We start from the raw sequence: 21027 nt of genomic DNA on the forward strand, positions 1-21027 counted from the left end.
ACAGCCGGTCGCGTCGTCGATCCGGTGGGATCGTGCACTGCGACACGTCTCACGGGTGATGTAATACGGCTCACACCGGAATGTCAACACTTTGTCCTGACATTAGGACTGCAGACGGCGGACGCCAACGGGTCGCAGAGGGCTGGCGGACCTGCAGGCGTCAGTGCGCGACGGAGCCCACGTGCTCGGCCTCGAAGCGCTCTTCCAGCTCCTCCAGGCTCGCCCCCTTGGTCTCGGGAACCAGGCGCTGCACGAAGAACCACGAGCCGACGTTGACGGCCACGAACAGCAGGAAGGTACCGGTCGAACCCAGCGCGGAGTTCAGCAGCGGGAAGAGGAACGAGATGATCGCGTTCGTGCACCACAGCACGAACACCGCGATGCCCATTGCGAATCCGCGGATGCTCAGCGGGAAGATCTCGGAGAGCAGCAGCCACACCACCGTGCCGATGAACATCTGCACGAACCCGACGAACAGGATCATGCCGGTCAGGATCACGTAGCTGCGCATCGTCGACTCGCCGAGCAGGAATGCCAACGCCAGCGCCAGCTGCGACCCGGCGACGCCGGCGAAACCGATGAGCAGCATGGCGCGTCGGCCGACGAATCCCAGCAGGACGATGCCGATGATCGTGGTGACGACCGAGGTGACGCCGACCGCGATGGTGGCGACCAGCGAGGCGCTCACCCCGAGTCCGCTCTCCTCCAGGATGGTCGGCGCGTAGTAGTTGACGGTGTTGATGCCGGTCGCCTGCTGCACCACGGCGAGTCCACACCCGATGAGCAGCACGCGGCGGATCCACGGCACGTCGCGGATGACACTGAGGGGCGCGCTCCTGGACGTGAGCATGTGTTCGGTGTGGTCGACGATCACCCCGTACTCGGCGTCGGCCTCGGCCGGCGGGCGGCTCAGTCCGAGCACCGCGCGAGCCTCCGCCATTCGACCCCGCAACCCGTACCACCGTGGCGAGTCCGGTAGCACCAGCATGCCCAGCAGCAATGCCACCGCGGGCACGGTGGCTACGGCCAGCATGATGCGCCAGACGTGCGGATCGTGAAACAGGCGGTCCAGCAACGCATTCGTGGCGAAGGCCAGCATCTGGCCGGTGACGATCATCAGCTCGTTGATGGTCACCATGCGACCGCGCCGGTCGGCGGGTGCCATCTCGGCCAGGTACAGCGGGCAGGTGACCGCCGCCGCGCCGACGCCGAGGCCGAGCACGATGCGCGCCGCGACCATCAGCTGGACGTTCGGGGCGATGGCGCAGCCGAGCGCACCGACCAGGAACAGCCCCGCGCAGACGAGCAGGCTGCGCTTGCGTCCGATCCGGTCGGCCACCCGACCGCCGAACAGTGCGCCGAAGGCCGCTCCGGGGAAGAGCAGCGAACTGACGACGGTCGCCTCGCCGAAGGCGCTGAGCTGCAGGTCGTCCTTCATGTAGAGCAACGCGCCGGAGATGACGCCGGTGTCGTACCCGAACAGCAGCCCACCCAGGGTGGCGATGACGGTGAGTTTGGTGAGGAACCGTCCGGAGGACGCGCCGGAGACGGCGGGTGTGGCCGGGTTGGCGGGTGTGCGCATGATGTCGCTCTCGATCAGAAGGTTTGCAGCGCAGCGGCGCTGGCGAGATGCAGGGTGTCGGCAGCCATCCGAAGACCTTCGAGCTGGCCCAGTTCGGTGTCTTCGTGTTCGATGTTGACCGCCATGTCGGGATCGACGTGGTGCAGCGCGGCGAGGAACCGGGACCAGAACTCGACGTCGTGGCCGCGCCCGACCGCGACGAAGTCCCAGCTGGAGTCTGCCGGCCACCGGTTGACGACGTGGCGGCCGCCGAGGCCGGTGGGGTTCTCGTCGGCGGGGACGCGGGTGAAGCGGTCGTCGAGCACACCGACCACGGCGCAGGCCGGGTTGATGCGGGTGTCCTTGGCCGCCGCGTGAAGCACCAGATCACCCAGGTACTCGATGGCTGCGACGGGGTCGATCCCCTGCCAGAACAGGTGGCTCGGGTCCATCTCGGCCCCGACGTGGGTGGCACCCACCTTCTCAACCAATCGGCGCAAGGTCGGCGGATTGAACACCAGGTTCTGCGGGTGCATCTCGATGGCGACCTCGACGTCGTGGTCGCGGGCCAGTGCGTCGATCTCCCGCCAGAACGGCACGGCAACCGAATCCCACTGATAGTCCAGCGAATCGAGGTATCCACTGTCCCACGTGTTGACGTGCCAGGCCGGCCACCGACCGCCGGCGTGCGCTGCCGGCAGGCCCGACATGGTGACTACCCGCCGCACGCCGAGCAACGCCGCGACGCGGATGGCCCGGCGGAGGTCCTCGGCATCCTCGGGGCCGACCTCGGGGTCGGCGTGCAGCGGGTTGCCGTTGACGTTGAGACCGGTCAAGGCGACGCCGGCCGCGGCGAAGGAGGCGAGGTATTCACCGGGGTCGAGGCGGCCGCCGAGCAGGTCGTCAACCGGCAGGTGCGGGCTCGGCAGGAACCCACCGGCGTTGATCTCGGCACCGTCGAGCCCGAGGGAGCGGATGGTCCGCAGGGCTTCCGGCAGTGGCTGGTCGTGCAGAACGGCGGTGTAGACGCCCAATTTCATGTCGTGTCACCCTTGCGACTAAAGCGCGTTAGTAATGCGCGTTAGGGCTACTATGGGTGACGACCCAGGTTGTGTCAACCGTCACATCGCGAGGAGCCCCGTGGCCACCACACCGGCGCACGAGCGCCACCGACCGCCCACCATGGCCGACGTGGCCCGACGTGCCGGAGTATCCCGTACGCTCGTGTCGTTCGTGCTCGACGGGAAGCCGGGCGCCAGCGAGGCCACGAAGCGCCGCGTTCTCGACGTCGCACGGAAAATCGGCTACCGGCCGGATTCCGCGGCGCGCCTGCTCGCCCGGGGCCGCAGCCGCACACTCGGCGTACTGATGGACGTCCGGCAGCTGTTCGAAGCCGAACTGGTCACCCGCATCTACCCCGCTGCCGAGGCGGCCGGATACGAGGTGCTGCTGTCCGCCAACCTCCCCGACCGCGCCGAATCCGTGCCGATCGAGGCGCTGTTGAGCCACCGCTGCGGCAGCCTCGTCCTGCTCGGCCCCGCGTCAGACACCGGCTACGTGCACGGACTGGCCGAGCGCACTCCGGTCGTCGTGGTCGGTCGCCGTCTCGATCCCGCCCCGGGGCTCGCGACGGTCCGTACCAATGACGCCAAGGGCATTCGGCAGGCCGTCGCCTACCTGGTCGGACTCGGTCACGTCGACATCCATCACGTCGATGGCGGCACCGACCCCGGTTCGGCCGACCGCCGTCGCGCCTATCGAGCGGCCATGCGCGTGCACGGGATCTCTGCGCACGCGAGAGTGATCGCCGGCGCGCACACCGAGGCGGCAGGCGCCGCAGCGGCGCGGGCGATGCTGGCCTCCGACGCGCTACCCACCGCGGTACTGGCCGGCAACGACCGGTGCGCGCTGGGACTCCTCGACGTGCTCACCCGCGCCGGCGTCGACGTTCCCGGGCAGCTGTCGCTGATCGGTTACGACGACAGCGCGCTGTCGGACAACCCGCGCATCGATCTGACGACGGTCCACCAGGACGCCGAAGCGCTGGCACGGCACGCGGTGCGGCTGTCGATCGCGATGGTGGAAGGCGACGATCTCGACACGGCCGACGTGGTGCTCGAACCGCGCCTGGTGATCCGCGGAACCACCGCGCCACCGCCTCAGCGGTCGACGAGCGTGGTCTCGAAGTAGTAGCGGGACGCGCGGTAACAGTGACTGCCGAATTCCACCGCCCGGCCGGAGTCGTCGAACGCCGTCCGGCTCATGGTCAGCAGTGGCGAGCCGGCTTTCTCGTCGAGCAGCCGGGCCTCGTTGCGCGTGGCCGGCTTCGCGCCGATGCGCTGACGCGCGAGCCGGATGTGCACGCCGCGGCCCCGCAACGCCTGATAGAGACCGCTGGCCTCGAGTTCCTCGGCTCCCGGCGCGATCTCGACCGGAAGATGATTGGTCATCACGGCCAGCGGTTCGCCGTTCGCGCACCGGAGCCGCTGAATCGTGACGATCTCGTGGTCCTTGCCGAGATTGAGTTCGGCCGCGATCTCCTCGTCGACGACACCGCAGTGGTACTCCAACAGCTGAGTCGTGGGGTCCTGTCCGGACTTGGCGAGGTCGTCGAAGAGGCTGGTGAGTTCGACGCGCCGGTGCACCGGGTTCTGCACCACCTGGGTGCCGACACCGCGCTTGCGGACCAGCAGCCCCTTGTCGACGAGTTCCTGGATGGCCCGCCGGGTGGTGGGTCGGGACAACGCCAACCTGCTCGCCAGCGCGAGTTCGTTCTCGAACCGGTCGCCGGGGGCCAAATCCCCGTTGCGGATCGCTGCCTCGATCGCTTGGGCGAGCTGGTAGTAGAGCGGTACGGGACTGGACCTGTCGAGTTCCACAGCTAGGGGCACGTCTACTCCGATCCCGCCGATCTGAGGCCTGTCGAGCTGAAGAGTAACCGAATCCGGACGATATGACCGAAAGTAATAATGTCCGGACAAACTATTGACATGGACGAGTGACGGGAGGCACAGTCATGGGTGACGAGCCCGCTCACGACCAGGGAGCCACAGTGTCCTTCGAAAGACCGTCCAGCACGGAACGGTTCGACGTCATCGCCATCGGGCGAGCCGGCGTCGACGTCTATCCCCTGCAGATCGGCATCGGACTCGAGGACGTCGAATCATTCGGCAAGTTCCTCGGCGGCAGCGCGGCCAACGTCGCCGTCGCCGCCGCGCGGCTCGGCAACACGGCCGCCTTGATCTCCGGCGCGGGCAACGATCCCTTCGGCCGCTACGTGCGCGCCGAACTGGCTCGCCTCGGCGTCGACAACCGGTACGTGCGCACGCACGGCGATTTCCCCACCCCGGTCACGTTCTGCGAGATCTTCCCGCCGGACGACTTCCCGCTGTACTTCTACCGCAAGCCCTCGGCCCCGGACCTGCAGATCACCGCCGATGACATCGACACCGACGCCGTGCGCGACGCCCGGTTGTACTGGTCGACCGTCACCGGTTTGTCGGAGGAGCCGAGCCGCAACGCACACTTCGCTGCCTGGGAGGCACGCAACGCGCACGGCCGGGCACCGCTGACGGTCCTCGACCTCGACTACCGCCCGATGTTCTGGGAGACTCCCACCGCCGCATCCGAGCAGGTACGGAAGGCCTTGCAGTACGTCTCGGTCGCCGTCGGCAACCGCGAGGAATGCGAGATCGCCGTCGGCGAGACCAACCCACACAAGGCCGCCGACGCGCTGCTGGATCTCGGCGTCGAACTGGCCATCGTCAAGCAGGGCCCGCGCGGTGTGCTCGGCAAGACCAGGCACAGCTCGGTGACCGTGCCGCCCAACGCGGTCGACGTGGTCAACGGCCTCGGTGCCGGGGACGCCTTCGGCGGCAGCCTCATCCACGGCCTGCTGCACGGTTGGTCGCTGGAGAAGACCCTGCGCTATGCCAATGCCGCGGGCGCCATCGTCGCCTCCCGCCTCGAATGCTCGACCGCGATGCCGACCGCCGCCGAGGTGGCCGCACTCGCCGAACAGACCGCTGTGGAGGCCGTCAATGTCTAGGCCCGCATCGGCTCCCGGCGTCGCCCGAGCCACGAGCTACGCCGACCTCACCGAGATCCGCACCGCCGATCCCGCCGCAGTCGCGCAGGCCTGGCAGGCCCGCACCACGCGGCCGACGGTCCGCGGCGACGGCCGCCTGATGATCGTCGCCGCCGATCACCCGGCCCGCGGTGCGCTCGCCGTCGGGGACCGGCCGACCGCCATGAACAGCCGGGTCGACCTGCTCGACCGGTTGCGCGCCGCACTCGCCGATCCCGGCGTCGACGGGGTGCTCGCCACCGCCGACATCCTCGACGACCTCGTCCTGCTGGGCGCGCTCGAGGACAAGGTGGTGTTCTCCTCCTTCAACCGCGGCGGGCTGGCCGGGGCACGCTTCGAACTGGACGACCGGATGACCGGCGCCACCGCGGCATCGACCGCCGCGGCGAAGATGAACGGCGGAAAGATGTTGTGCCGCATCGACCTCGACGACGCCGGCACCGTCGCCACCATGGCGGCCTGCGCGCAGGCGGTCGACGAACTGGCCGCGCACGGGCTGATCGCCATGCTGGAGCCGTTTCTGTCCACCCGCGTCAACGGCAAGGTTCGCAACGACCTCTCCCCCGACGCCGTCATCAAATCGGTGCACATCAGTCAGGGCCTTGGATCGACCTCGGCCTACACCTGGATGAAGCTGCCCGTCGTCGACGAGATGGACCGCGTCATGGAGTCCACGACCATGCCGACCCTGCTGCTGGGCGGCGACCCGACCGATCCCGATGCCGCGTTCGCCAGTTGGGAGAAGGCGCTGGCGCTGCCGGCCGTCAAGGGTCTGATCGTCGGGCGCACCCTGCTCTACCCGTCCGACGACGATGTCGCCGGGGCCGTCTCGAACGCCGTGAAGCTGGTGCGCTGAGATGAAGGGCAAGTGGTACATCCCGGCCCGGTCCGCGACCGCGCCCTACACCGTCGACGTCACCCCGCAGTCGGCCGGCTGGGCCGAGTCCAGCCTGCTGGTCGTCGATCTCGACGTGGACGGGTCGGTGACCCGCAGCACCGGCGACGACGAGGTGATGATCCTGCCGCTGTCCGGCGGCGGATCCGTGCAGGCCGGGGACGACACCTTCGAACTGTCGCCGCGGGCATCGGTGTTCGACGGTCCGGCCGACATGGTCTACCTCGGCATCGACCAGACCTACACCCTGTCCGGGCATGGTCGCATCGCCATCTGTGGTGCGCGGGCCAGCCGGCCGTTCCCGAACCGCCGAGTCGCGGCCGCCGATGTGCCCGTCGAGTTGCGCGGGGCGGGCAACTGCAGCAGGCAGGTACACAACTTCGGGACGGCCACGACGTTCGAGGCCGACTCGCTGATCGCCTGTGAGGTCATCACCCCCGGCGGCAACTGGTCGAGCTACCCGGCCCACAAGCACGACGAGAACACCGATGTGGAAACGCAGCTCGAGGAGATCTACTACTTCGAGATCGACGACAGTCCAGCCGGCACACCGGGATTCGGATACCACCGGGTGTTCGGCACCCCCGAACGGCCCATCGAGGTGCTCGAGGAGGTCCGCTCCGGTGACGTCGTGCTGGTACCGCACGGCTACCACGGTCCCTCCATCGCCGCCCCCGGCCACCACATGTACTACCTCAACGTGATGGCCGGCTCCGGACCCGACCGGGCCTGGCTGATCTGCGACAACCCCGACCACACCTGGCTACGCGCCAGCTGGGAACACCAGGACATCGACCCGCGCCTGCCGATGCGCAAGACCCAAGGAGTGTGACCATGGTTTCCACCGCCCCGAAGGGAGGCGAGAAGCACGCCGACACCGAGGCAACCGTGCGGCTCACCGTGGCCCAGGCCACCGTCCGGTTCCTCGCCAACCAGTACGTCGAACACGACGGGGAACGCACCAAGTTCTTCGCCGGCTGCTTCGGCATCTTCGGCCACGGCAACGTGGCCGGGCTGGGCCAGGCGCTGCTGCAGGACGAGGTCGAATCGTGGGAAGCCGGGCGCGCACCCGGCCTGAAGTACGTGCTGGGCCGCAACGAGCAGGCCATGGTGCACAGCGCAGTCGCCTACGCCAGGCAGAAGGACCGGTTGCAGACCTGGGCCGTCACCGCCAGCGTCGGTCCCGGGTCGACCAACATGCTCACCGGCGCGGCGCTGGCGACCATCAACCGGCTCCCGGTGCTGCTGCTGCCCGCGGACACCTTCGCCACCCGCGTCAGCTCGCCCGTGCTGCAAGAACTCGAGCTGCCCTCCTCCGGCGACGTCACCGTCAACGACGCGTTCAAGCCGCTGTCCCGCTACTTCGACCGGGTGTGGCGGCCCGAGCAACTGCCGGCGGCCCTGCTGGGCGCGATGCGCGTGCTGACCGATCCGGTCGAGACGGGTGCGGCGACGGTGTCCATCCCGCAGGACGTCCAGGCCGAGGCACACGACTGGCCGGAATCACTGTTCGCCGAACGCACCTGGCACATCGCCCGCCCGCTGCCCGAGCGTTCGGTGATCGCCCGCGCCGCCGAGGTCATCGCGTCGGCCACCAAGCCACTGATCGTGGCCGGCGGCGGGGTGCACTACTCCTTCGCCGAGGAAGCCCTTGCTGCGCTGGCCGCACGGACCGGCATCCCGGTGGCCGAGAGCCAGGCGGGTAAGGGATCACTGAGCTACGACCACCCGCAGAGCGTCGGCGCCATCGGATCGACCGGCACCACCGCCGCCAACGCGCTGGCCTCCGAGGCCGATGTGGTCATCGGGATCGGCACTCGCTACAGCGATTTCACGTCCGCATCGCGCACCGCCTTCAACGATCCCGAGGTGCGGTTCGTCAACATCAACGTGGCCTCGCTGGACTCGGTGAAGCAGGGCGGTATCAGTGTGGTCTCCGATGCCCGCGAGGCGATCGAGGCGCTCGGGTCGGCGCTGGCCGACTACACCGTCGGCGACGAATACCGCACCCGGGTCACCGAACTCGCCGCCGAATGGGACGACACGGTGTCGTCGGTGTACGCCACCGAAGACGGTGTGCAGCTCAACCAGAACCAGGTCATCGGCCTGGTGAACACGCTGTCGGATCCGCGGGACGTGGTGGTCTGCGCCGCCGGGTCGATGCCCGGTGATCTGCACAAGCTGTGGCGCACCCGGGACCGGAAGGGCTACCACGTCGAGTACGGGTTCTCCTGCATGGGCTACGAGATCGCCGGCGGCATCGGGGTCCGGATGGGCGCTCCCGACCGCGACGTGTTCATCATGGTCGGTGACGGTTCCTACCTGATGATGGCCACCGAGATCGCCACCGCGGTGCAGGAAGGCGTCAAGGTCATCCCGGTGCTGGTCCAGAACCACGGATTCGCCTCCATCGGTGGACTTTCCGAGTCGCTCGGTTCCCAGCGCTTCGGCACCGACTACCGTTACCGCGGGGCGCAGGGTCGCCTCGACGGGGACAAGCTGCCGGTGGATCTGGCCGCCAACGCGGCGAGCCTGGGCGCCGACGTCATCAAGGTGGCCACCGCCGCGGAGTTCGCCGACGCGGTCAAGGTCGCCAAGGCCGCCGACGTCACCACGGTGATCTACGTCGAGACCGACCCGCGGATCTACGCCCCGGACAGCTTCTCCTGGTGGGACGTCCCCGTCAGCGAGACCTCCACCCTGGAATCCACCCAGACCGCCTACCAGAGGTATGCGGACTGGAAGAAGGTACAGCGCCCCCTGCTCCGTCCGTCCGATCGTTAGAAGGAAACACCGCAATGTCATCGATTCTCGTGGGATCCGCCCCCGACTCCTGGGGCGTCTGGTTCCCGGATGACCCGCAGCAGACCCCGTACACCCGCTTCCTCGACGAGGTCGCCGAATCGGGTTACGAGTGGATCGAACTCGGCCCGTACGGCTACCTGCCAACCGATCCGCAACGGCTTCTCGACGAACTCGGGTCCCGTGGACTGAAGCTCTCGGCCGGCACGGTGTTCGAGCACCTGCACCAGTCGCAGACCCGTGGGGACGACGCCTGGAACTCCGTGTGGAGCCAGATCGAAGACGTCGCCAAGCTGACCGCCGCGGTCGGCGGCAAGCATGTCGTCGTCATTCCGGAGATGTGGCGTGACCCCGCCACCGGAGCGGTGCTGGAAGACCGCAACCTCACCCCCGAGCAGTGGCGCCAGAAGACCCAGGGGATGAACGAGCTGGGCAAGGCGATGTTCGAGAAGTACGGTGTGCGTGCGCAATACCACCCGCACGCCGACAGCCATGTCGACACCGAGGAGAACGTCTACCGCTTCCTCGACGGCACCGACGGCGAGTTCGTGAACCTGTGCCTGGACACCGGCCACATCTCCTACTGCGGCGGCGACAACATCGCGATCATCCGGCGCGCCCCCGAGCGCATCGGTTACCTGCACCTCAAGCAGGTCGATCCCGAGGTCCGCGCCAAGGTGGAGGCCGAGGATCTGCCCTTCGGGGAGGCCGTCAAGCTCGGCGCCATGACCGAACCGCCGCTGGGCATCCCGGACATGCCGCCGCTGCTGGCCGAGATCGAGAAGCTGGGCATCGATGTGTTCGCCATCGTCGAGCAGGACATGTACCCGTGCGAGGTCGACGCGCCCCTGCCCATCGCCAAGCGCACCCAGAAATACCTGGGTTCATGTGGTGTCCCCTCCGTCCGTTTCAACTAGAGAGCCTCTGAAAGCCATGTCTGACCTGAAGATCGCAGTTCTGGGTGTCGGCATGATGGGCGCCGACCACGTCGCCCGCATCACCGCCCGCATCTCCGGTGCCCGCGTGGTCGTGGTCAACGACTACCTCACCGAGAAGGCCGAGGCGATCGCCGCCGGGATCCCCGGCTGCCGCGCCATCGCCGATCCGCTCGATGCCATCGCCGATCCGGAGGTGGACGCGGTGGTACTGGCCACCCCCGGCCCGACACACGAGAAGCAGCTGCTGGCCTGCCTGGAGCACGGCAAGCCGGTGCTCTGCGAGAAGCCGCTGACCACCGACGTCGAAAGCTCCCTCGCCGTCGTCAAGGCCGAGGCCGCGCAGGGCAAGCGGCTGATCCAGGTCGGTTTCATGCGCCGCTTCGACCACGAGTACGTGCAGCTGAAGTCGTTGATGGACGCCGGCGAGTTCGGTGAACCGCTGGTACTGCACTGCGTGCACCGCAACCCCGCCGTGCCGCCGAATTTCGACAGCTCGATGATCGTGCGGGACTCACTGGTCCACGAGGTGGACGTCACGCGATTCCTGTTCGACGAAGAGATCGTGTCCGTACAGATCATCCGGCCCGCCGCGAATCCCGGTGCGCCGCAGGGCCTGCAGGACCCGCAGATCGCCATCTTCAAGACGGCCTCGGGCAAGCACGTCGACGTCGAGGTGTTCGTGACCACCGGTGTCGCCTACGAGGTGCGCACCGAACTGGTCGGCGAGAAGGGCAGCGCCTTCATCGGCCTGGATGTCGGCCTGGTCCGCAAGGGTGCCCCCGGCACCTGGGGCGGCCAGATCACCCCGTCGTTCAAGGAGCGCTTCGGCCAGGCCTACGACACCGAATTCCAGCGCTGGGTGGACGCGGTCAAGGCCGGCGATGACGCCGGAGACTACACAGATGGTCCGACCGCCTGGGACGGCTACGCCGCCGCCGCGGTGTGCGAGGCCGGCGTGGAATCGCTGAACACCGGTCAGCCGGTCGCGGTGAAGCTGGTCGACCGCGCCTCCATCACCGGGGCGTGACGTGAAGATCGCATTGGATCCGACGCCGTTCCACCATGATCACGATCTGCTCGACTTCCCGAAGGTGGTGGCCGAGCTGGGATACGAGTACCTGCAGCTGACCCCGCACCGGGACTTCATCCCGTTCTTCAACCATCCCCGCGCCGACGACGACCTGGTGGCCACGTTCCGCAAGGCCTGCGCCGATGCCGGTGTCGGCATCGCTTCGGTACTGCCGGTGTTGCGCTGGTCCAGCCCGGACCCGGATGCCCGGGAGGCCGCGGTGCGCAACTGGAAGCGGGTCATCCAGATCACCGTGGACCTCGGGGTGAACGTCATCAACACCGAGTTCTCCGGCCGGCCCGAGAAGGCGGAGGAGTCCGAGCGTGCCTTCTTCCGATCGATGGAGGAACTGCTGCCCATCATCGAGCGCGAAGGCATCGACGTCCGGATCGACCCGCACCCCGACGATTTCGTCGAGGACGGCCTGGAGGCGGTGCGCATCATCCGCGGCGTGAACTCCCCCAACATCGGCATGGTGTACGTCGCCTGTCACACGTTCCACATGGGGGGCAACATGGCCGAGATCATGCGCGCCGCCGGCGACAAGCTGCGCCTGGTGCACGTGGCCGACACCATGGATCACCACCGCAGCCACGGCCTGCGCTACATCACCAACCCGCCGGGCAACCCGGTACGGGTGCATCAGCACCTCAAGATCGGCGACGGTGACGTCGACTGGGACGACTTCTTCGGCGGCCTGGCCGAACTCGGGTTCTACGACCGCGACGACACGGTGATGGTGTCCTCGGTATTCGCCGAGGACGAAACCGCCCACGAGGTGTCCCGCTATCAACTCAAGACCATGACCGACTACGTCGCCAAGCACCGCGGCTGACCGCGCCCCACTTCACACCGAGACTGCTGTCAGATCGCGACACGCCGAACGCAGGCGATCTGACAGCAGTCTCGGCGGCTGAATCAGAGGATGTACAGCATCTCCTGGTAGGTGGGCAGCGGCCAGAGGTCGTCGGCCACCACGCTCTCCAGCGTGTCGGCGGCAGCCCGCACGGCGTCCATCGCCGGTAGCAGCACACCCTGTGCGTGGGTCGCCTCGTCCAGCGCCGACTCCGCGGAGTGATCCGACAGGCCCGCCGCCAAGGTGTTCAGCGCCGCGCTGAGATCGGCCAGCGGAGCCGAGACCGCCTGCAGCAGCGTCAGGTCCGCGTCGATGCCCGCGGCCTTCAGGGTGGCGACGTTCTGGGCCAGCTCGGTCTGGTAGCGCATCGCCGCCGGGAGGATCACCGTCGTCCCGATCTCCAGCGCCAGCTTGGCCTCCACGCCGATGGTGAGCGCGTACTGCTCGAGGCGCACCTCGTAGCGGCTGTGCAACTCTCGTTCGTTGAACACCCCGTAGCGCTCGAACACCTCGACCGCCTCGGGTTTGATCAGCTCGGGGATCGCGTCGAGCGTGGTCTTGAGGTTCGGCAGACCCCGCTCGGCCGCCTCGATCTGCCAGTTCTCCGAGTAGCCGTCGCCGTTGAACACCACCGCACCGTGCTCGGTGATGATCTCGGTCAGCAGGGTCTGCACCGCGGCATCGAAGTCCTCGCCGGCCCCGACGGCCTTCTCCAGCGCCGTGGCCATGTAGTCCAGCGAGTCGGCCATGATGGTGTTGAGGATGATCATCGGCACGTTGATGGTCTGCCCCGAGCCCGGCGCGCGGAACTCGAACCGGTTGCCGGTGAACGCAAATGGGCTGGTGCGATTGCGGTCGCCCGGATCGGTGGGCAGCTCGGGCAGGGTGTCGACGCCGATGATCATCGAGCCCTTCCCCTTCGACGACGTCGCCGCGCCCTTGGCGATCTGCTCGAACACATCGGCCAGCTGCGCACCGAGGAAGATGGAGATGATCGCCGGCGGCGCCTCGTTGGCGCCGAGCCGGTGGTCGTTGGTCGCCGAGGCCACCGACACCCGCAGCAGCCCGGCGAACCGGTGCACGGCGCGGATGACCGCGGCGCAGAACACCAGGAACTGCGCGTTCTCGTGCGGGGTGTCGCCCGGCACCAGCAAGCTGCCGAACTGCGCGTTGCCCACCGAGAAGTTGACGTGCTTGCCCGACCCGTTCACCCCGGCGAACGGCTTCTCGTGGAACAGGCACTCCATGCCGTGCTTCTTGGCGACGGTGCGGAAGACCGTCATCAGCAGCTGCTGGTGATCGGCGGCGATGTTGGCCCGCTCGAACATCGGCGCGATCTCGAACTGACCGGGCGCGACCTCGTTGTGGCGGGTCTTCGCCGGGATGCCGAGCTTGAACAGCTCGCGCTCGGTGTCCATCATGAACGCCAGCACGCGGTCGGGGACCGACCCGAAGTAGTGGTCGTCGAACTCCTGTCCCTTGGGCGGCTTGGCGCCGAACAGGGTGCGGCCGGCGTTGATCAGGTCGGGCCGGGCGAGGAAGAAGTGCCGATCGACCAGGAAGTACTCCTGCTCGGGACCGCAGAAGGACACGATGTGGTCGAAACCGGTGTGGCCGAACAGTTTCAGGATGCGCTCGGCCTGCGCGCCCATCGCCTGCTGGCTGCGCAGCAGCGGGGTCTTGTAGTCCAGCGCCTCCCCCGTCATCGAGACGAACACCGTGGGGATGCACAACGTGTTGCCGTTCGGGTTCTCCAGGATGTACGCCGGGCTGGTGACGTCCCACCCGGTGTAGCCGCGCGCCTCGAAGGTGCTGCGCAATCCGCCGGACGGAAAGCTGGAGGCGTCCGGCTCGCCCTGGATGAGGGTTTTGCCGGCGAACTCGGCCAGCGTCTGCCCGTCGGACACCGGCTCCAGGAAGCTGTCGTGCTTCTCGGCCGTGAGACCGGTCATCGGATAGAAGACGTGCGCGTAATGCGTGGCGCCCTTCGACAGCGCCCAGTCCTTCATCGCCGATGCCACCGAATCGGCGACGGCGGGATCGAGCTTCGCGCCCTTCTCGATGGTCGCGACGACGGACTTGTACACCGACTTCGGCAACCGCAGCTGCATCTCCGCCTTGGTGAAGACGTTCGAGCCGAACACCTCGCCGGGCGCCTCGGCGGGGTCGAAGCTGATGGCCGGGGGCACGTAGGCCTCGACGTGGTTGATGGCCTGCAACCGGACGGCATTACCGCTCAATGAAGTTCCTCTCCCCGCATCCGTCCGCAACCGTTTCGCGGACGTGACCGGCCCACCCTAGGAACGGCTCGTGTTGATCGCGTTACGGCTGCGTCACGTCCGAGTTCTTACGGATCCGGCGTCCGTGCCTGATCGCGGCGCGGCGGGGTACCCGCCACACATGCGTCGCTTCACCGTCCTCGCCGTCGCCCTGCTCCTCGCCGGCTGCGGCGGTCAGGCGGATCAGCCCAACGGGTCCTCGTCGTCCGCGTCGTCCTCGGGAGCCGCGCCGGCGACGGGAGCCGCGCCGGCGACCACGACAGGGCTACTGCCGCCCGGCGTCCCCACCGAGGGCAGCCGACCCCCAGCCGATGCGCTGCCGCCGCCCGCCGAGCCGCAGCAGGCGCCGGCGCCCAGCGGCCCGGTGCCCGGCATGCAGGTGCCGGTCGGCGCCGCCCCGGAGGGCATCGTCGCCGACGCCCAGACCCGGACCGTCGCCGTCGCGAAGCGCAACCCCAATGAGCTGGTGCTCATCAACGCCGACACCGGCGTCGTCACCGGCCGCACACCGCTGCCCGGCGTCGTCCGCCACCTCCAGCTCGCCCGGCCCGGCGGACCCGTGCTGGTGCCCGTCGAGAGCGCCAACGCGCTGGTGCGCGTCGACCTGCCGGGCGGCCGCGCCGAGCCTCAGGTCATCACCGGCACCGTGCCGCACGATGCGTCGGAGGCTCCCAACGGCACGGTCTTCGTCGCGAACGAACACGGCGGCACGGTGGCGGCCGTCCGCGGCGACCAGGTCGTCAAGGTCTTCACCGACAGCGTGCAGCCCGCCGGCCTGGCCCCGGTCGGCAACCGGATGGGTCTGCTCGACGTCCGCAAGAACGACCTCACGGTGTACGACGCCGACGCGTTGAGCATCGTGGGGTCCACGCCGGCCGGCGACGGGCCCACGCACCTCGTCGCCGACCGGCACGGCCGACTCATCGCCGCCGACACCCGCGGCGACGCGGTGCGGGTGTTCAGCACCGAACCGCGCCAGCTCGCCGAAGTCGCCCAACCCGGCGGCCCCTACGGCATTGCCTACGACCCCACCCGCGACCAGCTGTGGGTGGCCTCGTCGGGCACCAACGAAGTGATCGGTTACGACATGGCGACCGAACGGCCCCGCGAGGTCAAGCGCGTCGCGACCGTCCAGAACCCCTACACCGTGGCCGTCGACGAACTCACCGGTCGACTCTTCGTCGCGGGCGTCACGGCCGGCGTCGTGCAGATGGTGGATCCGACCTGAGCCGGGACCCCCGCCTAGGCTGGTGGACATGCCCACCCTGCGCCCGACGTCCGCCCGGGCGGTGACGCCCCATGGGTAGGGTCACCGCCCGCCGCAGGGCCAGCCACCTCACCGCCGACGCGGTGACCACGAGGCCGGAGACCCTCGTGGTCGAGGAGCCCCTGGAGATCCGCGTCGACGGTGCCGCGCTGACCGTCACGATGCGGACCCCCGGGTCGGACGTCGAACTGGCGCAGGGCTTCCTGCTCACCGAGGGCGTCATCGGCCACCGTGACGACGTCGCGCGCGTGGCCTACTGCCGCGGCTCGGGCGACGACGGACTGAACACCTACAACGTCCTCGACGTGACGCTCGCCGACGGCGTCCCCGCGCCGAGCGTCGACGTGACGCGCAACTTCTACACCACCTCGTCGTGCGGGGTGTGCGGCAAGGGTTCCATCGACGCCGTCCGCACCGTCAGCAGGCACTCGCCCGGCGACGACCCGACCGTCGTCGCCGCGGCCACGCTGTCGGCCATGCCCGACCAACTCCGCCGCGCGCAGAAGGTGTTCGCCGCCACCGGAGGTCTGCACGGCGCCGCGCTGTTCGACGCCCGCGGCGACATGCTGGTGGTGCGCGAGGACGTCGGCAGGCACAACGCGGTGGACAAGGTCATCGGCTGGGCCGTCGAGAACCGCCGCGTTCCGCTGACCGGGACGGTGCTGCTGGTCAGCGGGCGCGCCTCGTTCGAATTGACCCAGAAGGCCGTGATGGCCGGCATTCCCGTCCTCGCGGCGGTCTCCGCCCCGTCGTCGCTGGCCGTCGACCTCGCGAGCCAGGCCGGGCTCACGCTGGTGGCGTTCCTGCGCGGACAGTCGATGAACGTCTACACCCGCACCGACCGCGTCGCGCACTGACCCGGTCCTGCCACCGATCTCCACCCGTTCTCCACAGAACCTCCAAGCCCCGCCTCCTCCGCGCGGGCGAGCATCGGATCGTCACCGGACACCAGCCGATGACGACCCGTGCCGAGCCCCCGAGGAGACCCCCGTGGCCCATGTCCTGATCGCCGCCTGCCCACCCGTGGGGCACGTCGCACCCCTGCTCAACGTCGCGCGCGGCCTCGTCGCCCGCGGCGACGAGGTCACCGTCCTCACCTCCGTCCGGCATGCCGACGAGGTCCGTGCCGCCGGCGCGCGCCTGCATCCCCTGCCCTACGGCGCCGACGTGGACGACGCGACGCTGGACGCCGACCTGCCCGGCCGGGCGGCCACGTCGGGCATCGCCCGGATCAACTTCGACGTCAAGCACGTCTTCGTCCGGCCGATGCCGCATCAGGCCGCTGCCCTGGCGGAGATCCTCGCCGGCGGGTCCGTCGACGCGATCCTCGTCGACGCCTTCTTCCTCGGCGTCCTGCCGTTGCTGCTCGACACGGACACGCCCCGCCCGCCGATCCTCACCTATTCGACCACCCCGCTGTTCCTCACCAGCCGCGACACCGCGCCGGGCGGGACCGGCCTGCCGCCGGCGTCGGGACCGCTGGGACGGCTGCGCAACCGCGTCCTCACCGTCGCATCCCAACGCTGGCTGCTGCGTCCTGCACACCGTGCCGCACAGACCATGCTCGACGCGTTGGGCCTGCCGCCGCTGCCGGTGTTCGTGCTGGACTCCGCGGCCCTCGCCGACCGGCTCATCGTCCCGACGATCCCGGAATTCGAGTACCCCCGCACCGATCTGCCGGCTCACGTGCGCTTCGTCGGTGCCGTCACCCCGGAGCGCACCGAGCGCTTCGTGGTGCCCGCGTGGTGGCCCGAACTGTTCCGCGGGCGGCCCGTCGTGCACGTCACGCAGGGCACGATCGACAACGCGGATCTCGGCCGTCTCATCGCACCGACGATCGCCGCGCTGGCCGACGAGGACGTCACCGTCGTGGTCACCACGGGCGGCCGCCCGTTGCAGATGCTGCCGGACCCGTTGCCCGACAACGTGTTCGTCGCCGAATTCATCCCGCACGACGTGCTGCTGCCGCACGTCGACGTCATGGTCACCAACGGCGGGTACGGCGCGGTGCAGCGAGCCCTCCTCGACGGCGTGCCCCTTGTGGTGGCGGGCAACACCGAGGACAAGCCGGAGGTGGCCGCTCGCGTCGCCTGGTGCGGCGCGGGCATCGACCTGAAGACCGGAACACCGTCGGCCGCCGCGGTGCGCCGCGCGGTACGCGACGTCCTGGACCGGCCCGAATACCGCCTCGCCGCGGCCCGGCTGCGCGATGCGCACGCCCGGCGCGACGGCGTCGCCGAGATCGCCGCACTCATCGACGACGTCATCACCGAGCGGCGCGTGGCCGAGCGAGCCGTGGTGGCCGGCCGTGCCTGACCCCGGCTTCATGCCCGCCGACGCGTGCCGAGGCTGACCGGTGGCTCACGTCCTCATCGCCACGTCGTCGTCGCCGGCCCAGCCCAGCCCGCTCCTCACCGTCGGCGTCGACCTGGTGGCGCGTGGTCACCGGGTGACGGTCGTGACCGGCACCGCCGGCCCGCGGCCCGAACCGGTCCATGCCCTGCTGAACAGTCTGCGAGAGGCGTTGCGCGACAACACGATCGACGTGGCGATTGCGGACCGCACCTGCACCGGATTGATCGGCCTGGCGGTCGGCGACCGCACCCGGCGCCCGCCCGTCCTGCAGTGGACGCCCGCGCCGGGACGGCTTGCCGACGCGGGCGCAAACCTCGACGTGCGGCCGGCGCGGATCGTCGTGCCGTCGGTGCCGGCATTCGAATGCCCCGGTGAGTCCGTGCCCGACACGGTGCGCTTCGTCGGTGCGGTCTATGCCCCAATGACTCGGGCCCCCATGACTCAGGCCCCGGTGACGTGGGCCCCGGTGACGTGCGACCCGCGATGGCGGCCGCCGCACCAGCTGCCCGACCGGCCGGTGGTCCACGTCGCCCAAAGGAGCGCCCGGGGCGCCGGGGACCTGGTGGCGCCCACCCTCGCCGCCCTCGCCGACGAGGACGTGACCGTCGTCGTCACGACGGGCGGCCCAGCACCGGCCGGTGGGCCGATGCCCGCGAACGTCCGCGTCGTGGAGACGATCTCGGACGTCGTCCCGTTCCCCGCGGTGACCGTCACCGACGGCGGCGGCGACGCCGTACCGCGCGCGCTGTCCTCGGGCGTTCCGCTGGTGATCGGCGGCGGTGTGCACTCCGACACCGGCGCGCGGGTGGCGCGCTCCGGGGCCGGCATCCACCTGGGCGACGCCCCCGTCACGCCGGAGCGGGTGCGCGCCGCCGTGCGCACGGTGCTCGGCGACCGCCGCTACGTGTGCCGCGCCCGGTACTTCGAGGCGGCGTTCGCCCGGCGCGACGGGCTCGCCGAGATCGCCGCGCTCGTCGACGAGGTCGTCGCCGGATACCGCGGTATCCGCACCGACGGGTGCCGTCGTCCGCGACCGAACCCGGCCGCCCGGCCGCTACATTGAGCCCGTGCCCGCCGATCCGTCCCACGGCCGCGGACTCGGCACGCGATTCGCCGCGGCGCTGCGGTTACGGCCGGCACCGCCCCGCTGGCCGTACGGCCTTCGCGCCGCCGTCAGCACGCTCATCCCCATCCTGGTCGGGTGGGCCGCCGGCGACGTCGCCGCCGGGCTGATCGCGACGCTCGGCGCGTTCACGTGCCGATTCGGAGCGGGCCGGCCGTACCTCGACCGCGGCGTGCACCTGGCGGTCATCGCCGTGGCACTCGCCGGCGCCGTCACGCTCGGCGCGTGGGCAGCTCCCGCGCCTGCGGTGGCGGTGGCGACCGTCACGGCGATCGCCGTCGTGGCGGTGTGGCTGTGCGCGGCGCTGTCGGTCGGACCACCGGGGGCCTACGTCTTCGTCATCGTCTGTGCGGCCGGCGTCGGCGTCTCGGCGTCGCATCTGCCGCCGTGGCGGATCGGCGCGCTGGTCCTCGCCGGCGGCGCGACGGCCTGGGCGACGCACATGGTGGGCGCACTCGTCGACGGGCGGGCACCCGAACGTGCCGCCGTCCGCGCCGCCGGGGACGCGGTGGCCGCCGCCGTGGCCGACGCCGGCGGCCCGGACGCGACGACCTCGCGGGCCCGGGCGGCGGGAGCCCTGTACCGCGCGTGGACCGTCCTGGTCAGCCAGCAGCGGTGGCCCACCCGCGCCGGCAGCACGCTGGACCGGTTACGCGCCGCGACCCACGCGCTACACGTTCTGTTCGCCGACGCGATGCGCAGTGCTGCCGCGGGCCGCCCCGTCCCCCAGGGCACCGCGGCGACCGCTCTCGGCCTCGGTGCGCTCTCGGTCGACCCGTCCACGGTGGCACCGCGGGACCCCCGGCGCACCGTGCTGGCGCCCCCGTCGGTGCGGGAGCTGCTGGCCGAGGCCGTGGCCGCGGGCGCGCAGACCCGCCGCGTGATGTGGCGGGTGGCCGTCGCCGCGCCGTTGGCCGGGGGCGCCGCGGTGGCGGTCGGCGCGGGGCACCCGTACTGGGCCATCGCCGCGGCGGTGCTGGTCCTGCACGCCGGTGGTGACCGCCGCGGCACGCTGCGCAAGGGCGCCGAGCGGCTGGCCGGCACCTGGGTGGGGTTGGCGCTCGCTGCCGCGATCCTGCTCGTGCATCCGCAGGGCGTCGCGTTGGCGGTCGTGGTGGCGGCGCTGCAGTTCGTCATCGAGATGCTAGTGGTGCGCAACTATGCGCTCGCCAGCGTCTTCATCACCGCCGCGGCCCTCACCGTCTCGTCGGCCGCGCACCCGGTCGACGTCGCCGACGTCCTCGTCGACCGAGGGCTCGACACCCTGCTCGGCTGCGCGGTCGGGGTGGCGGTGTACCTGGTGACCGCGCCGCGGCAGGAGACCAACCGGGTCCCTGCCGCCGTGGCGGACGTGCTCGAGCAGACGGCCGTCGTCGCCGGGCATCTCGGCGCCGGCACCACGCCGACCCTGGCTGCCCGGGCGGCCCGCCGCGACCTGCACCGCAGGATCGTCGTTCTGGCCGCCGCCCTCGATGCCGCGGCCGCGGGCACGGTGGCGCAGCAGCGACGGGCCGCCGATCTGACGAGATCCGTGGTGGCCGCCGAGCACCTCGGGCAGCTCACCATCGCCGGCTGCTGGGCCGCCGAGCACGACCCGTCGTTCGAGGCGGACCCCGGCATCGACCCTGACGCCGACCCCGACTATGGGGGCGATTCCTCCCCCGATGCCTCCCCTGACGCCTATGTCGCCCGGCTGCGCCGGTTGGCCGACGCCGCGCGCCGTGGCGAGGACGTGAGCGCCGACCTGGTCGCGACGTCGCCCATGACGCACCGAAGGCCGTGAGTCGGGCGACTC

The 21027-nt window shown here is 70.0% G+C and carries 17 protein-coding genes; 13 read left to right on the forward strand and 4 right to left on the reverse strand.

What is annotated here, in order from left to right:
* Positions 1-160: 160 nt before the first annotated feature.
* Complete coding sequence (locus tag FZ046_RS23570; protein WP_070354158.1) at positions 161-1582, reverse strand: sugar porter family MFS transporter; 1422 nt, start codon at positions 1580-1582, stop codon at positions 161-163.
* A gap of 14 nt (positions 1583-1596) precedes the next feature.
* On the reverse strand, positions 1597-2601 hold the full coding sequence (locus FZ046_RS23575) for a sugar phosphate isomerase/epimerase family protein (RefSeq protein ID WP_070354157.1): 1005 nt from the start codon (positions 2599-2601) through the stop codon (positions 1597-1599).
* Between the two features lie 142 nt (positions 2602-2743).
* Here FZ046_RS23575 and FZ046_RS23580 point away from each other — a divergent pair, with 142 nt between their 5' ends.
* Complete coding sequence (locus FZ046_RS23580) at positions 2744-3751, forward strand: LacI family DNA-binding transcriptional regulator (protein WP_149484375.1); 1008 nt, start codon at positions 2744-2746, stop codon at positions 3749-3751.
* Here the strand turns inward: FZ046_RS23580 and FZ046_RS23585 are convergent.
* Positions 3721-4452: a GntR family transcriptional regulator gene (locus tag FZ046_RS23585; RefSeq protein WP_070354156.1), complete on the reverse strand. Its 732-nt coding sequence runs from the start codon at positions 4450-4452 to the stop codon at positions 3721-3723. The genes FZ046_RS23580 and FZ046_RS23585 overlap by 31 nt on opposite strands.
* 161 nt (positions 4453-4613) lie before the next feature.
* Here FZ046_RS23585 and iolC point away from each other — a divergent pair, with 161 nt between their 5' ends.
* Genes iolC through FZ046_RS23620 form a run of 7 tightly spaced genes read left to right on the forward strand, consistent with a single transcriptional unit; the run spans position 4614 to position 12187 of the window.
* Entirely contained in the window at positions 4614-5609 is a 996-nt protein-coding gene (gene iolC, locus FZ046_RS23590) for a 5-dehydro-2-deoxygluconokinase (protein ID WP_246182849.1), read from the forward strand.
* Positions 5602-6504, forward strand: a complete 903-nt coding sequence (locus FZ046_RS23595; RefSeq protein WP_070354154.1) for a Cgl0159 family (beta/alpha)8-fold protein — start codon at positions 5602-5604, stop codon at positions 6502-6504. The genes iolC and FZ046_RS23595 overlap by 8 nt, the downstream gene beginning before the upstream one ends.
* A 1-nt stretch (position 6505) precedes the next feature.
* Positions 6506-7375 (forward strand): 5-deoxy-glucuronate isomerase, encoded by an 870-nt coding sequence (gene iolB / locus FZ046_RS23600; protein ID WP_070354153.1) that lies wholly within the window; start codon positions 6506-6508, stop codon positions 7373-7375.
* Positions 7376-7377: 2 nt separating this feature from the next.
* On the forward strand, positions 7378-9327 hold the full coding sequence (gene iolD / locus FZ046_RS23605) for a 3D-(3,5/4)-trihydroxycyclohexane-1,2-dione acylhydrolase (decyclizing) (protein ID WP_070354198.1): 1950 nt from the start codon (positions 7378-7380) through the stop codon (positions 9325-9327).
* 14 nt (positions 9328-9341) lie between these two features.
* Positions 9342-10262: a sugar phosphate isomerase/epimerase family protein gene (locus FZ046_RS23610; protein WP_070354152.1), complete on the forward strand. Its 921-nt coding sequence runs from the start codon at positions 9342-9344 to the stop codon at positions 10260-10262.
* 16 nt (positions 10263-10278) lie between these two features.
* Positions 10279-11310, forward strand: a complete 1032-nt coding sequence (locus FZ046_RS23615) for a Gfo/Idh/MocA family protein (protein ID WP_070354151.1) — start codon at positions 10279-10281, stop codon at positions 11308-11310.
* Position 11311: 1 nt separating this feature from the next.
* A complete protein-coding gene (locus FZ046_RS23620) occupies positions 11312-12187 on the forward strand; it encodes a sugar phosphate isomerase/epimerase family protein (protein ID WP_070354150.1) in 876 nt (291 codons plus the stop codon).
* An 83-nt stretch (positions 12188-12270) separates the two neighbouring features.
* On the opposite strand, the gene FZ046_RS23625 is transcribed toward FZ046_RS23620, so the two are convergent.
* Positions 12271-14448 (reverse strand): glutamine synthetase III family protein, encoded by a 2178-nt coding sequence (locus tag FZ046_RS23625; protein ID WP_070354149.1) that lies wholly within the window; start codon positions 14446-14448, stop codon positions 12271-12273.
* Between the two features lie 160 nt (positions 14449-14608).
* On the opposite strand from FZ046_RS23625, the gene FZ046_RS23630 reads away from it, so the two are divergent.
* The 5 genes from FZ046_RS23630 to FZ046_RS23650 all read left to right on the forward strand — a co-directional run bounded on the left by FZ046_RS23630 (position 14609) and on the right by FZ046_RS23650 (position 21015).
* On the forward strand, positions 14609-15715 hold the full coding sequence (locus FZ046_RS23630; RefSeq protein ID WP_070354148.1) for an NHL repeat-containing protein: 1107 nt from the start codon (positions 14609-14611) through the stop codon (positions 15713-15715).
* Positions 15716-15786: 71 nt separating this feature from the next.
* On the forward strand, positions 15787-16611 hold the full coding sequence (gene fdhD, locus FZ046_RS23635) for a formate dehydrogenase accessory sulfurtransferase FdhD (protein WP_070354147.1): 825 nt from the start codon (positions 15787-15789) through the stop codon (positions 16609-16611).
* 133 nt (positions 16612-16744) lie between these two features.
* Positions 16745-18070 carry a nucleotide disphospho-sugar-binding domain-containing protein gene (locus tag FZ046_RS23640; protein ID WP_070354146.1) on the forward strand — a complete coding sequence of 442 codons (1326 nt, stop codon included), beginning with the start codon at positions 16745-16747 and terminating at the stop codon, positions 18068-18070.
* Positions 18071-18110: 40 nt separating this feature from the next.
* A complete protein-coding gene (locus tag FZ046_RS23645; protein ID WP_070354145.1) occupies positions 18111-19172 on the forward strand; it encodes a glycosyltransferase in 1062 nt (353 codons plus the stop codon).
* 4 nt (positions 19173-19176) lie between these two features.
* The gene (locus FZ046_RS23650; protein ID WP_149484331.1) at positions 19177-21015 is read left to right on the forward strand and encodes an FUSC family protein; all 1839 of its coding nucleotides are present in this window, start codon (positions 19177-19179) and stop codon (positions 21013-21015) included.
* Positions 21016-21027 lie beyond the last annotated feature (12 nt).

This window comes from Mycolicibacterium grossiae (genome assembly GCF_008329645.1).
GTDB lineage: Bacteria > Actinomycetota > Actinomycetes > Mycobacteriales > Mycobacteriaceae > Mycobacterium > Mycobacterium grossiae.